Raw genomic sequence first — 15,351 nt, 5'->3', positions numbered from 1 at the left:
TCTATTCATTGCATTCAGCCTATCTTGTTTATTTCTTTGCTATTTGCGGTTTGAACGTTTTCGCTATCCGGTTCCAGCTATTAATGGCGTTGATCGCTACAACTAAATCGACTACCGCTTTATCACCCAAAATTTCCACTGCTTGGCTGTATTTGTCGTCTTCCAATGGTTGCCCTAGGGTCAGAACTTCTGCCATATCAAGTGCTATCGATTCGACCTGATCGTAAAAAGGCATTTCACGCCATGCACTAAGGCCGATCAATCTCTCCACACTTTCTCCTTGCTCAAGCGCATCTTTACTGTGCAAATTCACACAGTACGCACATTGATTCATCTGAGACACTCTAAGCTTAATCAACTCCCATAAATGAACCGTAAGAGTTTCAGATGTTTTAAATTGCTCACGCAAATACTCTTCTTGTCCAATCAGAATTTTCATCGCTTCCGGAGCTGTGGTGTAATAATTCATACGTGATTTCATACTCTTATATTTCCTCTAAAATCAAAACTGAGTACATTGCCGTTGTGTGTTTTAGGTTCACACCCTACATGGCATCGAGTTAATAAATGACAACCAACCATCAATAATCTTTGAAGAGAAACAATAAAAAAAGCCTCACACAAAACAATGAATGAGGCTCAAACTAACCTTAGTTAATCACATTAAGGGCTACAGGGAAGACCCAGAATGCAGAGCTAATTTATCGATATGTCTCACTTACAACAATCAGACGACTCTTAAAAAAAACATAACTCAGAGATATACGACGATACTACAAGAAAGTATCAATGTCTTAGTCAGCGACTACCATTAAGTCGCGACAAACATCTCTCTTGATATCTCAGTCCTTTCTAAATGGTCTTTTAATTGTTTTTGCAGTAAATCAATTTGTTCTTGTACGGTTTCGCGATTTGTAGCAGTCCCTTCAATGGTGAAGAACTTAATATCTTTTAACCCTATTGTAGCCATAATTTCTGTCAGGTACGGAGTAAAGAAATCTGGCTGATAAGCGTTTTTCCCAGAAAACCTTCCGCCCGCAGACACAAGAACATAAATAGGTTTATCGATTAGCAAACCACGCTTTCCAGTGTCTGTAATCTCAAATGTCCTTCCAGCCCTCACCACATGGTCCACCCAGCATTTAAGACTGGAAGGTAAAGTAAAGTTGTGCATTGGTGATGCAATAATAATGAGATCAGCTTTATTTAGCTGGGCAATTAATTGATTCGACAATGATAAACTACCGCTTGATTCATCGTACATGAGATCAGGCGTACTCAGTGCCTTAGCATAATCAGCATCAAGATGAGGCAAGGTTGCTGTATCGACTTCAACCACTTCAACGTCTACCTTCTCAGACATCTGCTGAATAATAAGTTGCGCCAATTGATACGTACATGCTTGAAGCTTTCTAGGACTACTGTTAACTAGCAGGATATTCATATATTTCTCCCAAAAAACAGGGTAATTGCTGCTGCTTTACTTAGTATGTTATAAGAGGCAATGGTTCAGTTTAAGAACCATAAGTTATCTTTTTTTATGGTCCATATAGTAATGAAAAAACCAAAACAATTTGCATATAAGCGTGTGTATCGGCGTATTCTCGACGCGATTTTACTACAGATACTAAAACCGGGTGAGAAAGTACCTTCGGCTCGCGCACTTGCGAAAGAAATGGGAGTTTCACGAGGGACAGTCGAAGAAGGCTATGCATTACTTAAAGCGGAAGGTTACCTCGAGGCGAAAGGGCAGGCTGGCACTGTCGTCAGTCATCAACTATTGACCCCAGCTAAAGGGAATCCATCAGCTCCATCTTCTCCGCTCAATTTAGAGAACGATCACTCTGATATTTTACCGTTTCACCTAGGCATTCCCGCTTTAGATGCCTTTCCTATCAACACTTGGTCAAGAATTTCGGCGCGATGTGCGAGGAACACACACAAGAGCAGCCTTGCCTATCCTCCAACCTGCGGGCTGCCGGATTTAAGAGGCGCAATAAGCCAATATCTGCAGTTATACCGAGGTGTTCAGTGCCACCCGGCACAGGTTTTTATTACATCAGGTTATGTCAATTCAATTCGCTGGATCACTAACGTACTGCTCAAAACACACTCTCATATTGGCATTGAAGACCCCGGTTACCCGCTAACTCGTCAGGTACTGGCAAGCAGTGGATTTCACCCTGAACCGATTCCTGTTGACGAGGAAGGACTAGCTCTTCCAGACAATAGTAAAGTGAAAGCACTCATTGTCACACCAGCGCATCAAAGCCCGACCTGTGTATCACTTTCACTACAAAGACGACAGATGCTATTAAACTGGGCGGTGAGCAATAAAAGCTGGATTATAGAGGATGACTATGACGGAGAGTACCGCCATACAGGGCAGCCCCTACCCGCTTTAAAAAGTTTAGATACTCATGACAGAGTGATTTATTCGGGTACTTTCAGTAAAGTTCTCTTCCCAAGCTTGAGAGTGGCATACATAGTAGTTCCACCAAGTCAGGTCTCTCAATTTGAACAATGTGCAGAGTTATTCGCTGGAAACGTCCCCACTTTTACACAAAACTGTATTCTGACCTTCATGCAAGAAGGTCACTTTCCTCGCCATATTCAACGGATGAGGAAGCTATATCGCGAACGGCGAGAATTAACATCTGAGCTGTTCACCAAAATGCTAGGCCACAAGCTATCTATTGAGCCCCAACCGGGGGGAATGCATATGATAGCAAGGTTAAATGACCCTAAATGTGACGATCTAGCGCTCTCTCGCCAGATGATGAAAACCGGGTTATTTGCTCAAGCGCTGTCACAGTGCTCTTCAAAGCCAATGCACCCAAGCCTAATTCTTGGTTTTACCAACATTCGAACAGCTGAAGAATGCCACGGTTTAATTGGCAGGTTAGGTCAATTCATATAAGCCAACAATCATAGTTCACTCTTGAGCACAATCCGCTGTGTCAAAGCTGCTCACGCATCCTTCCTTCGGGGTATGACAGAAGGCCAAGACTTAAACCTTCGGATGAAAAATATAAGATTTATCTGATAGTTATAATGCAACTGTTCCTTTTACTATCTAGTCGACTCTCTGCCGTGAACTACCCATTGTGTCGCAACTTATAGGAATACATGCATGTTCAAGATTCAAAGATTGAGCACTTTAAGTGCTCATCACTTCATCTGTACACTACTCAGTATTGTCGTCCTACCCGCAGCAGCGCAGGACATATGTGCCCTACATGCGCTCAACGACAAACCAGAAAATGTATTGCAATGCTTTCTTTCAGAGCCATCACAGAACATGGCTAGCATTGAGCTAATCAAGTCGGAAGCAAAAGATTCTATCGATATCCATCACTTCAAGCTAATTAGCCAATACTGGCCAAATACGCCTTTAGAGAACATTGGTAAAGAATGGGAACATACTCTTATCATTTATGTCCCTCACACCATTAAGCACCATCAGGCTTTACTGTATATCAATGGCGGCACTAATGTTCCTCAAGACGCTCACGGGAACCCTCAGCCAGAGTCCTTAGCTTTACAAGAGATTGCCTCGAACAACGCTTCGATAGTTGTGGATCTACATGATGTGCCGAACCAGTATTTGTTTTTTAACGATGGAATACCGAGAAAGGAAGATAGCATTGTGGCTTATAGCTGGAATCGTTATATGGATGATCCAGCAAACAATGCCTATTGGTCTGCACACTTACCCATGGTTAAGTCGGTTGTTCAAGCAATGAACGCTGTGCAAGAAGCATCAAGGAATCAGGGCTTTACGAAACCTGAACACTTCGTATTAGCAGGAGCAAGCAAACGAGGGTGGGTAGCATGGTTAACGTCACTGGTTGACACTCGCGTCAGCGGGCTGGTTCCAATTGCCGCTGATATTTTAAATACCGACGATAACATTCGCCACATTCATGACAGCATTGGGGACTGGCCAATTGCGTTTCATGATTACGTATCTCAAGGCGTAGTCGATAGAATTGATACGCCAAACTTCACTAAATTGATGCGTATTGAGGACCCCCTTGCTTACTCAAATTTACCTGAATACGCAGATCGACTTTCCATTCCAAAATATATTATCAATGCCTCATCAGATGACTTTTTTACTCCAGACTCTCTGCTTCAATACATTGATAAACTGTCAGGTGAAAACATGGTTCGAATATTACCCAATCAATCACATTCGATTGATTCCAAAATCATCAGCACGGCTCTTAATGAGTACTACGCTATGTTCCTTGATAATCACTCTTATCCCTCAGTGACATGGAGATACGACAAAAAACATATCGTAATCACGACAGATTTTGTTCCAGAAAAGCAAGCGACACTTTGGTCTGCATACAACCCCAATGGGCGTGATTTTCGCATATTCCCTACCAACATTAGGTACAGCGCCAATACGATAAAAGGCCGCTGTGATGAGAAAAAGTGTACCTTTACTCTACCCAAAGTGACAAATACCGCCGGTTGGACGTCTAGGTTTATTGAATTCAACTATAAAGAAGGAAAACATGAGATAACCGTTACCTCTCCTGCGTTTGTCTCGCCTAATACCTACCCACAACCCAATCAGTAACATAAAATCTCGGTTTACGTATGATAAAACATTTCCGACTACATATTGAGATCAACTGCTTGCAGGCCTAAAATCATCAGGACTCAAGTTATGCGCATCAATGACGTATTCAGGACACCAGTTTCGTGTCACCGTTATTGAGACATTCAAAGCTTCCCAACATAGTTGGGGGGCTGCCCAGCTTAAATAGCATTGGCTTACAAGCGATACACTCAATCATTAACACGAAGAAACGAGGTAAACTATGTCACTAAACACGATGCGCACTTTAATACTAGGCATTGCGACGGTGACATTTTTGGTGCTGCTTGCACTGGCTAATTTTTCTATTATGCAATTTCAACTGTCCAAGCAGTCAGCATTTACTGAAAGGTTACTCGCCCATACTGAACGTGTTGTGCAGGATGTGATGACGGCTATCGATGAAGCTCAAGAAAAGCCACTTGAGCAATGCTCTTCTGCTAGCATTGATGAGTTTCAACTTCTCGCGAATTACCATTATTTTGTCTATGACATTGGTTTGATCGATAAAGACACACTCGTATGCACCGCCAACTGGGGTCTCTTAGATTCACCTCCTCCTTTGATTGATAAGCAAAGCCAAGAGACTTCAGCGCTGCAAATTTATACAGATACTAACAACCTTTTTCCGGCAGATTTACCTTTGGTTGCCTTTAGAGTAGGCTCCATTGCTGCATTTGCATCACTGGATTTTTATGCTCAGTATTCGCGATTGGCTCCTGATTTTTCTTATCGCATTTTATCCCAAGGCCCGTCTCAGACTCTTGCTTCGTATGAAGCCGTCGACTCAGAAGCCTTTGAGCTACCTTTCCTATATCAACAGATTCAGCAATGCAGTGACACACTGCCTATTTGTATAGACACAAATAACAAGCGTTCTGGTATCTTGTATTTATCAGCTCCCGCGCTCATTGTCGTGGTTCTGATATGCGCTTTGCTCAGTGCCTTACTCACTTATTGGTGGGCTTCCGTTCAAAAGCGACGTGCCTCCATGGAGCATCGATTTCAAGAAGCTCTCAAGCATAAGCGGTTACATTTAGCCTACCAACCTATTGTTGATGCCCGATCTGAACATATTGTCGGAGTTGAGTCGCTACTTAGATGGCACGATGAACGACTAGGCCATGTATCGCCAGAATTTGTCATTCAGATGGCTGAGGAGCTATCACTTTATGCTCAATTGTCTGAATTCATCGTCGATACCGCATTATCAGAGATGGAAGCCCTGCTACGTTCGGACTCCTTGTTTTTCCTCGCGTTGAATGTTTCATCTTACGAGATACTTCACTTGGACTATCTTGATGCCCTGATCGATAAAATGGCCTCAAAGGGGATTAACCCTAGCCAAATTAAACTTGAGATTACTGAAAGAGTGGAACTGGATATTCCTTACCTGAGGGCATTTTCACAAAAAGCGAAAGGACTCGGTTTTATTGTGGCTCTGGACGATTTTGGGACAGGGTTAGCAAACTTGGTGTGGCTGACGGAAATAGATTTTAGCGAGATAAAAATAGACCGTATTTTTACACAATCTCTATCCAATGATCTCAAGCGAGAGTTGGTTACACATATTATTGTAATGATAAACCAATTGAATAAACCGCTCATTTTTGAGGGCATTGAGCACCCATCGGAGCTGGCACATATCAAACAGCTTTGTGACAGCCCCAAAGCTCAGGGTTGGTTATTTTATCGAGCAATGCCAAAAGATGAACTTGAATCCATATTGGGCAAGCGCTCACTCTAAACGGGGCGAGCCGTCAGGTATGATTTTCTTTCTCGCGCCCGCTTACTCATTATTTTGATAATGGAGTGGCGTATGGCCTGTGTGTTTTTTGAAAAAACTGATAAAAGCACTATCGCTTGAAAAGGCTAATTTATCAGCGACTTGGTTAACTTGTAAGTGATCGGCTAATAAATTCATTGCTTTAAGTAACCGCCATTGCTGACGCCAAGCTTGGTAACTCATGCCCGTCTCAGCTTTGAAAATACGGCTGACCGTCTTCGTACTCATTCCAATTTGTTTAGAGAATATGTTGAGTTGTTCAGGTAACAAATGATCTTGTTTAAGGTCTGATAACCAAGTTTGTAACCTCGGATGTTTCGGCATTTTTAACTGCCAATATTCGCGTGGTGCGCTCTTTATTTCTTCCAAAAAAAGAGCAAGTACCGTTTTTTGGTCACCCACAGGCATATCCCATTGCCAATGAGCCATCCTTTCAATCAGCTCTCTCAGTAAAGGATTGACTTCCATTATCTGGACCTTGTCAAAGTCAGGCAACACAGTGTCAAGCGAGAAGTAAAGTGAACGGTACTCAACGACACCAGTCATTAACACTCTGTGTACCATCCCAGCAGGAATCCAAACAGCGCGGCTAGGAGGAAGCAGACATATCCGCTGATCCAATTCAATACTCATACACCCTGCTTGAGCAAACAGCAGCTGGTGAGATCGATGCGTATGTGGGCCAGAGTCATGCACTGCGAGCTTTGAGGCCACACCTACAACCATGGCATCGATTAAATCAGGATTAAAATCTTGCTGCGGATGAATGATTGCCATAATGTCCTATTTTTGATGTATTTAGTCTTAATTATTATAACAGAGCTTTAAGCGAAACTTTACAATGGCCGCCACTTAATTAATGGAGGTTATTATGATTTCTAAAGTTCCGCCTCTATGGCTAGCGGTGGTATTAATGATGTTTCCACAAATCGTGGAGACAATCTACAGTCCAGCTCTTACTGATATCGCTCATCAGTTTAATGTTAGCGATGCTAAAGCATCTCAAACACTTTCCGTCTACTTTTTAGCATTTGCTATCGGAGTGGTGTTTTGGGGAAGACTAAGTGACTTAATCGGAAGACGCCCAGCTATGCTTGCAGGTTTACTGACGTATGGACTTGGTGCACTACTCGCTTTAGTCACAAACAAGTTTGAAATATTGTTGTTGGCGCGTGTCATTTCTGCATTTGGTGCCGCAGTGGGTTCGGTCATTACTCAGACGATGCTGCGTGATTGCTATGATGGCTCTGAATTAGCAAAAGTATTCTCCGTCATGGGGGTTGCTCTCTCAATTAGCCCTGTCATAGGCCTATTGAGCGGTGGGTTGCTTGCTGAATACTATGGCTATGTCGGTGTTTTCAGTGGTTTGATGCTACTCGCAATGGTTCTATTGCTCATAGCTGTATGGGGGTTACCTGAAACTAGGCCTATGACAACCTCTAAGGTACAGATGTGGCCCTTGATAAAGCGAATGTCAAAAGACTCAACACTTTGGCTAAACGCCTTACTGGTTGCTATTTTCAACTCAATGTTGTTTGGGTATTACAGCCTCGCACCATTTTTGTTTTCAGATATTGGTATGACAGCAAAAGACTTTGGCTACTCCGGTGTAGTGCTTGCTATGGCGACATTTATTGGTAGCATGATGAATAAGCACCTTCTCAATAAGGGATGGTCACCCATGGCACTGACCAAACTCGCCGTTGGTATCGCGCTCATTTGTGGAACAGCGGTATGGCTGACTCAATCATCACTGTGGTTCTTGTTACCTATGATGGGCGTTGTGATCTCATTTGGTATCGCAATACCAAATATCTTGAGCCAAGCTTTAGTCGATTACAAAGAGGTTGCGGGGAGCGCTGGCGCATTATTTGGCCTAGCTTATTACTTGTTGCTAAGTATAGGGCTAGGTCTGGCTGGAGCCATGCAGTCGCTGGGATTAGTCTTGACGCTGTGCGGTGTCGCCGCAACGGTTTGTGCTTTTTTGTTACATACAAGAAATCGTTGATTTCATTATTCCCAACTCAAAGCCTAGCAGCGATGCTAGGCTTTTTTAGTTTATAACGAACCAGGCTCTACTGCTCCATCCCATTAGCCCATATGATTATTCTTACTATTCACCTCAGCGTGAATCCAACGAGAGAAGGCTTGAAATTTTGCTCTTGTTTCCATCCCCTTAGGACATACCAGGTCGTAGCCTTTCCCTGATTCAATCCTTGGAAAAGGTGCCACCAGCTTTCCTGCATTAATTAAGGGAAGAGCAAACTCTAGCCGTGCTAGAAAGACCCCTAGAGATAACTCTGCTGCCTCCATTGCTAGGCGGTTATCACTGTAAAAGTCACATTTTTTCTTACAGTCAATATTGGCCCCCATTTCATCTAGCCAATACTGCCATGCACTCGTATCCCCCCTATGAATAAAATTCACCCGAGAAAGTGACTCAATTCCACTATGAAGGTTAAGTTCTTGAGCATAAGAGGCGCTGCATACTGGAGTCCTGATGCCAGAAAAAAGTCGTTCACTATAGTGATTGGGGTAACGCCCTTCGCTATAAAAAATAGCTACATCGTATGGTTCAAACTGAAAATCAGATTGGTTCTGCTTCGTCTGCAACTTAATACTTAAACTTGGGTATTGCCGCCGAAGTGAGGGTAAGCGAGGGATCAACCATGCCGAAGCAAAATAAGGTGAGGTGGCTATGTATAAATCGCCAGTAAGTTCCCCCGTTTGGATATCGGATAATACGGAAAAGATAGATTCGAACGAACTATTGAGTGTAGTTAATACCCTCCTCCCCTCTGGTGTAAGTTCTAGCCTTCTTGTTTTTCGGATAAACAAGTTGAATTTAAGTAACCCCTCAAGCTTTTTTATTCGCTGACTGATCGCTCCTTGCGTTAAGAAAAGCTCTTCAGCGGCATCGGTAAAGCTCAAATGACGAGCAGCCACACTGAATGTATACAGTAGCGAAAGGAGTTGCTGTTGGTTAGCTGGCACACCCATGCATTAACTCAATTAATTTATATTGGGATTATATTAGTTTGTTAGACAAAAAATTACATTATAAATTAATCAAACTAATACCTACCATAAAAACACTTAGTTTGGCGTAAGAGAGAAGCTCGAAGCTGTCACTACAGAAAAGAGTTGCTGTGATCATGCTTAATGCCAGTATTATTCATTTTAATCATTCAGGTTATGACGTATGAAACTTATATTGAATGCAGATGACTTTGGTCTTACAGAGTCAGTAAATTTAGGTATTGCCGACTGTTTTCGCGCGGGAACGGTAAAATCCACAACCATCATGATGAACCAGCCAGGGGTAAACCACGCAATACAACTCTACAAAAGTGGATTAATTCGTCATGTTGGGCTCCATTTTACAGTGACATCAGGCAAGCCTATTTCCAAGCCTGAAGCCATACCGACTCTCGTAGACAAAAATGGTAATTTTTTCTCGAGGACAGCGCTATTTAGTAAGTCAGAGGTGTCCGCTGACGATATAAAAAGAGAGTTACTGGCACAATATCAAGCCGCGCTAGACGCAGGGTTAAAAATCAGCCACATCGACAGCCATCATTTTGCTAGCGCATACCGGCCTCTAAAAGCGGGGTTTGTCCAAGCAGCGAATGAAATCGGCCTTCCAGTAAGACGGATTGATACCTTTATTCTTGGTCAAGATCGACTTTCTGTACCTACACCAGATGCATTTGACACTGGATTTTTTGCAGAAGGCGCCACTATCGAACACCTAAAAGCCATACTGACTGCCTACAAGCAAGCCATGCCGAATGGCACCATTGAGTTAATGTGCCACCCTGCTAATTCAGTCAGCGCAGAGTTGGAGCAACTGTCTAGTTATACGTGTCATCGACGCCAAGAATGGGAGATCTTAACCAGTGACGCGTTTTCCAACTGGTTGAAAGAGAACGATATCGAGTGTATTGGGTTCGATGACATTCATCCTAAGTAAGTGTGTCTTCGGTTATGAAGCCATATTCTGTCGCAGCTAACGATCATACTTTCTATTGATTATGCTCTGTAGGCTGAGATAGGCATTTTCTTAGCGTCAGCCTACTTTTTATTTCATTCCTCAAAAACATCATTTTAAAAGGGCACATTGTGGTCAATCCTACTGTACTTTCTCAAATAAATGTTTACCCAGTTAAGTCCACTGGTGGAATTTCCCTGTCTTCATCATGGGTCGAAAAGCAAGGCCTCTGTTTTGATCGCCGCTTTATGCTAATGCTAGTGGGTGACTCCCGAGCAATGAGTGCTAAGTACCCGACGATGGTCACTGCACGTCAATACCCGAACATGGTTAAGGTGGCATCAAGCTTACGACCTACGGGAATCGTCTTTACCTATCCCGGCATGCCTCCACTTGAATTGCATTATGCTAATTTCAATATGCACAACACCAACGCAATCGTATGGAGAGATCACTTTTCTGCTTATACGACGACCGATGAAGCTGATGATTGGTTCAGTAAGGTAATAGGCAAACGAGTGACACTCATCTTCACGGGGGAACAGTCCAACCGGATAAGAGAAAACACGGCCCAGCCCGTCAGTTTTGCTGATGGCTTTCCACTATTGCTCATTAGTTCCGCCTCGTTGGATGAGCTCAATAGGCGAAGTAGTGAGGTACATAACATGGCGCAGTTTCGTACCAATCTGGTCGTTCAATCCGATGAGCCTTTTATCGAAGATTCATGGAAGCGGATTAAAATCGGTGACGTGGAGTTTGAAACCGTAGAACCTTGTGAGCGCTGTATATTAACCACACTCAATGTTGATCAAGGCACATTCAGAGCAAACAAGGAGCCACTCAAGACCTTCTCTCGTTTTAGAGCCAACGAGGATGGAAAAATATTTTTTGGCCAGAATCTTATCGCAAAAAACGAAGGGATGATCTCAACCAATGACATCGTTGAGGTGCTTGAATATAAAGCCAAAGAACGCTACGAAGATCTCGATGCGAAGCAACAAGAGTTTATTTGTGTGGCCAGAGAAACCGTCGCAAAAGATTTTGAGACCTTCTGGCTCAAGCCCAAGACAGATCACACGCCAAGCTACAAAGCTGGTCAGCATCTTCCAATTGAAGTGTTGATCGATAATCAGCGCGTAAAACGAACCTATACCCTCTCCTCTAGTCCAACTCGGCCAGAACGCTTGGCCATTTCGGTGAAGCGAGTCCATGGCGGTAAAGTGTCCAATTGGCTGCTTGATCATCTTCAAACCGGGGGGACAATTATCGCGGACCAACCAAAAGGGAGTTTTCACCTTTCAGAAGCGTCAAATGCCCCTTTATTATTACTGTCAGCGGGTAGCGGGGTAACCCCTATGATGTCGATACTGCGTGATTTAACAGATAAAAATGATACTCGTGACATCGTGTTCTATCACCAATGCGTGGCCGAAGAGGATATACCTTTCAAACAAGAGCTGAGACTCATCAGCAAGCACCACCCAAATGTGACCATTACCTACCTACTCAGCAAGCCATCAGAACATTGGCCAGGACAAGCAGGGCGGTTTAATCTTTCCCATTTGAAGCAAATTCCAGACTTTAGCTCACGACAAGTCTTTGTTTGTGGGCCTAGTGGCTTCATGGAAAATATTAAAAAATTAATGCTAACCAACGGACTAAGAGAAGAACAATATCACCAAGAAACCTTTGGTATTTCAAGAGCCCCATTGCCGCCCTATAAAAAGGTTAAAGTTTGCCTAGATGGGGTGGTATTTGAAGGTGACAACCAGAGCACTATCCTTGAGCAAGCCGAAGCTGCTGGTCTTTCCATCTCCAACAGCTGTAGAGCCGGATTCTGCGGAGCCTGTAAATGCACCGTTAAATCAGGTTCCGTGCACCAAGCCGATGCCCCCGCAATTCAAGACAGTGAAAAAGCACAAGGTCAGGTGCTGGCGTGCTGTGCGGTACCTAACACCGACATAAACCTCGTTTGCTTTAAATAGCGTATTATTCAGTCTTATCTTGAGATAAGGCTAAAATTTGCCATGCTAACTTGCTGCACCATGCTGCGCCTTCTTGCGCCGATATGGGCTTTTTCTCTCGCAGCAAACTCTCTAAGCGCGCGGCGCTCTTTATAAACGCCGCGTTTTTAGACATCAGAGCAACCCCATGAAGGCGGTGCGCGTAATACAACTGATGCTTAATGTCTCCATTGTTAAATGCCAGTTCCAACGATCTCAAATCGGCTTCGACAAGTGTGCATTGTTCTTGGGTAAATAACTGTGTAGAAGACAAGGCCGTAGCCATCGTGGCCGCTTGCTCACACCACTTATTTAAAACCGGAACTAAGTTTTCAAAACTTATCGGCTTATGAAGTACGTCATCCATACCACTGGCATAACACTTTTCAACATGCTTTTGCTCGTTTAGCGCAGAGATGGCCACAATGGGAGTATGATCTAATTCAAGTTGTGCTTCCCTATCGCGTATCTTTTCAGCCACCTGATAACCACTATAACCAGGAAGATGACAATCCAGTAAAATCATACTGTAATAGTTTTCATCTTCAAGCAGTGCCAGTGCGGCTTCCCCAGTGTCAGCGCTCTCCACATGACATCCTAAAGAGCGCAACTGCTCACAAATAAGTTGTCGGTTTACCGGATGATCTTCAACGACTAAGACAGAGGTTTCATCATTAAATTGAACACCGCTTTGTTCAACAGAACAAGCGTGCATTTCTTGTTCGGACGCCAGTTCTAAAGGCAATGAAAGCGATACTCGCGTTCCTTTGCCCAGCTCACTATGTAAAGTTAACTTTCCTCCCATTAACTGCGCAAACTGGTTTGAGATGTATAGCCCTAACCCACTTCCACCCCTGCTCACTCCACTATTTGATTGCTCCCAAGCTTTAAACACTTTGGCTTGCGCTTCTTTTTCGATACCTTGCCCTTCATCACAGACATCGATGACTACAGAGGGTTCACCGTTATTTCTTACAACCTCCCACGACATAAGAATTTCTCCACTAGAAGAAAATTTAATCGCATTTGATACTAGATTATGGAGAATTTGCCTTAATCGTTGAGCATCACTTTTAATGAAAAGTTTTTCGGCGTCAGTCATTTCTTTCAACCTCAGCACTAAACCTTTGTTGATTGCTGAGGGCTGATGACTATCACAAACCGACTTTAATAGTTCCCCAACATCAATAGCCTCTTTGCGAATCGTCATACTTTCAGATTCTAAACGCGAATAATCCAGAATGTCGTTTAACAGTTCCATTAGGTTGTTCGCAGATTGCCGCGCTAAGCTTAGGTACTTTTGCTCTTGTTGTGGTGTATCACATTGCTTAAGTAAGTCCAAAGAAGCCATTACCGCATTCAATGGCGTTCGAATCTCATGACTCATGACAGCAAGAAAACGGGCTTTACTCTTTTCACTGGCTTGCGCTCGTCGTCGGCTTATCCAAACCTGACGCATGGCAACCAAAAGCACACAGATTAAAATGCTGTATGTAACAGCCTCGTAGCGATAGTAATACAGCACCGTTTTTACTGGAGGAACTCCCAATTGGAGAGTGTTACCCCACTGATTAAAAATCTTCTCCGTTTGCTCAGCGGTCAATGCTTGAAGCGATTTATTCAAAATAGAGAGCAACACAGGCTTTGAACTATCTACAGCCATACTCAAACCAATAGAAGCTTCAGGTAGGCTACCCGTAATGGATAGGCTCATCGGAGCATATCGCTGCACAATTGGACGCATCGTGAGTTCTGTATCTAGAACGGCATAAACATCGCCCTCTTCAATAGCTTCGATGGCATGAAGAGCATCCTCGAATTCAACCAATATGATTTGGGGATGATGCTTAGTTAACCAATCACTAAAGAAACGATTATTTTTCAGTACACCAAGTTTTTTACCATAGAGTTGCTTAAGGGAATAAACGGTAGCTTTGTCTGATTTCGAAACCACTAAGGCCCCAACATTTAGATAGGGGATAGTCAGTAGCCAGTGTTTATCTTCCATTGCAAAACGCTGTGAAACTAGCGAAATCAAATCAACGGTTTGGCTGTTACCATTGGCCGTATCATCTGACACTGCGCGGAACGTTAAACCAGAAATTTCAGAGATAATATCCAGATAATCTTTTGACAACCCAACATGATGCCCTTCTTGCTCAAAGTCAACTGGCCAACTATCAGGATAAGCGTACCAAACAACAGGGTTAGCCCTTATCCACTGTTTTTCTTCTTGGCTGAACAACTCATGAGCCTGGGTCGGCATCACCCAAAGTATCATTATTAACAGCGTAACAAGGTTACGACAGAGTCGAGCGATTTTGAATAAAAGTGCAATCATAGAAGTGAGCCAGTACCAGTCATAGCGATTGGAAGAGCAATCAATAGTAAACAGGAACAACTGAGCTTATTGCCGCGTCATCCCCTTAAAATTAACGAGGCCAAAACTACATTCACTGCAGTTTTGGCCTAAAAATATCAGCCTATCGGTACGTCATATAATTCAATGACGACGAACCAAAGTAAACTCATCTGATTTTAACAAGTTTCCCCCATTTGCCAATCGATATAGTGTGACACGATCCGATTCAGCGATCAGATACTTATCCTCTACTGTGATGGTTTCTAGGTACTCAGCACCTTCATTCTGTTGACTCGAAGCCACTTCAGCCATCTTTCCTAGAGCCTCACCGCTACGCAATATCTTGATAGATACACTACCTGAATAAATGGTTTTTCCCGCTATTTCAGAAATAGAGTCTGCTTCTATTTCAAACTTTTCTTCAGGTCCAAATAAAATCTCGGCATTTCCAATATACTTTTGCACTTGATAGTTTTTATTTGCGCTCATTTCCACTGCGAATGACGGTGCCGAGAACAAAAAGCACACTAGCATGCTTTTCATCATCACATTTCTTTTCATGATTCCTCCAAGGTGAACTCTGTGTTTTTAAAA

The 15,351-nt window shown here is 43.1% G+C and carries 12 protein-coding genes; 6 read left to right on the top strand and 6 right to left on the bottom strand.

The genetic code is table 11. The annotated features are described in order from the left end of the window. Positions 1–28: 28 nt before the first annotated feature. Together L1D23_RS01745 and L1D23_RS01740 are read right to left on the bottom strand one after the other, a co-directional pair. Positions 29–481, bottom strand: a complete 453-nt coding sequence (locus L1D23_RS01745) for a carboxymuconolactone decarboxylase family protein (protein ID WP_239863889.1) — start codon at positions 479–481, stop codon at positions 29–31. A gap of 330 nt (positions 482–811) precedes the next feature. Continuing rightward, a complete protein-coding gene (locus tag L1D23_RS01740) occupies positions 812–1,444 on the bottom strand; it encodes an NAD(P)H-dependent oxidoreductase (protein ID WP_239863888.1) in 633 nt (210 codons plus the stop codon). A gap of 111 nt (positions 1,445–1,555) precedes the next feature. Here L1D23_RS01740 and L1D23_RS01735 point away from each other — a divergent pair, with 111 nt between their 5' ends. The 3 genes from L1D23_RS01735 (at position 1,556) to L1D23_RS01725 (ending at position 6,362) form a co-directional block, all read left to right on the top strand. Continuing rightward, a complete protein-coding gene (locus L1D23_RS01735) occupies positions 1,556–2,920 on the top strand; it encodes a PLP-dependent aminotransferase family protein (RefSeq protein ID WP_239863887.1) in 1,365 nt (454 codons plus the stop codon). A 213-nt stretch (positions 2,921–3,133) separates the two neighbouring features. Beyond that, positions 3,134–4,594, top strand: coding sequence for a PhoPQ-activated protein PqaA family protein (locus tag L1D23_RS01730; RefSeq protein WP_239863885.1), 1,461 nt, complete (start codon positions 3,134–3,136; stop codon positions 4,592–4,594). Between the two features lie 244 nt (positions 4,595–4,838). Beyond that, positions 4,839–6,362: an EAL domain-containing protein gene (locus L1D23_RS01725; protein WP_239863884.1), complete on the top strand. Its 1,524-nt coding sequence runs from the start codon at positions 4,839–4,841 to the stop codon at positions 6,360–6,362. 42 nt (positions 6,363–6,404) lie between these two features. Here L1D23_RS01725 and L1D23_RS01720 read toward each other — a convergent pair whose 3' ends face one another. Further along, a complete protein-coding gene (locus L1D23_RS01720) occupies positions 6,405–7,178 on the bottom strand; it encodes a helix-turn-helix transcriptional regulator (protein WP_239863883.1) in 774 nt (257 codons plus the stop codon). 97 nt (positions 7,179–7,275) lie between these two features. Here L1D23_RS01720 and L1D23_RS01715 point away from each other — a divergent pair, with 97 nt between their 5' ends. Continuing rightward, positions 7,276–8,409, top strand: coding sequence for a multidrug effflux MFS transporter (locus L1D23_RS01715; RefSeq protein WP_239865349.1), 1,134 nt, complete (start codon positions 7,276–7,278; stop codon positions 8,407–8,409). An 83-nt stretch (positions 8,410–8,492) separates the two neighbouring features. On the opposite strand, the gene L1D23_RS01710 is transcribed toward L1D23_RS01715, so the two are convergent. Continuing rightward, complete coding sequence (locus L1D23_RS01710) at positions 8,493–9,401, bottom strand: LysR substrate-binding domain-containing protein (protein ID WP_239863882.1); 909 nt, start codon at positions 9,399–9,401, stop codon at positions 8,493–8,495. Between the two features lie 202 nt (positions 9,402–9,603). Between L1D23_RS01710 and L1D23_RS01705 the strand changes: the two genes are divergently transcribed. Together L1D23_RS01705 and L1D23_RS01700 are read left to right on the top strand one after the other, a co-directional pair. Next, positions 9,604–10,374 (top strand): carbohydrate deacetylase, encoded by a 771-nt coding sequence (locus L1D23_RS01705; protein WP_239863881.1) that lies wholly within the window; start codon positions 9,604–9,606, stop codon positions 10,372–10,374. 149 nt (positions 10,375–10,523) lie between these two features. Continuing rightward, entirely contained in the window at positions 10,524–12,377 is a 1,854-nt protein-coding gene (locus tag L1D23_RS01700; RefSeq protein WP_239863880.1) for a hybrid-cluster NAD(P)-dependent oxidoreductase, read from the top strand. A 4-nt stretch (positions 12,378–12,381) separates the two neighbouring features. Here the strand turns inward: L1D23_RS01700 and L1D23_RS01695 are convergent, their stop codons facing one another. Together L1D23_RS01695 and L1D23_RS01690 are read right to left on the bottom strand one after the other, a co-directional pair. After that, positions 12,382–14,661 (bottom strand): ATP-binding protein, encoded by a 2,280-nt coding sequence (locus L1D23_RS01695; RefSeq protein WP_239865347.1) that lies wholly within the window; start codon positions 14,659–14,661, stop codon positions 12,382–12,384. Positions 14,662–14,898: 237 nt separating this feature from the next. Next, a complete protein-coding gene (locus L1D23_RS01690; RefSeq protein ID WP_239863879.1) occupies positions 14,899–15,318 on the bottom strand; it encodes a hypothetical protein in 420 nt (139 codons plus the stop codon). Between the last annotated feature and the right edge of the window lie 33 nt (positions 15,319–15,351).

The sequence above is a fragment of the Vibrio sp. Isolate24 genome (assembly GCF_022398215.1).
In the GTDB taxonomy this organism is placed as follows: domain Bacteria; phylum Pseudomonadota; class Gammaproteobacteria; order Enterobacterales; family Vibrionaceae; genus Vibrio; species Vibrio coralliilyticus_A.
The sequence above is the reverse complement of the archived record's forward strand: the minus strand, read 5'-3'. Positions and strand labels throughout refer to the sequence as shown.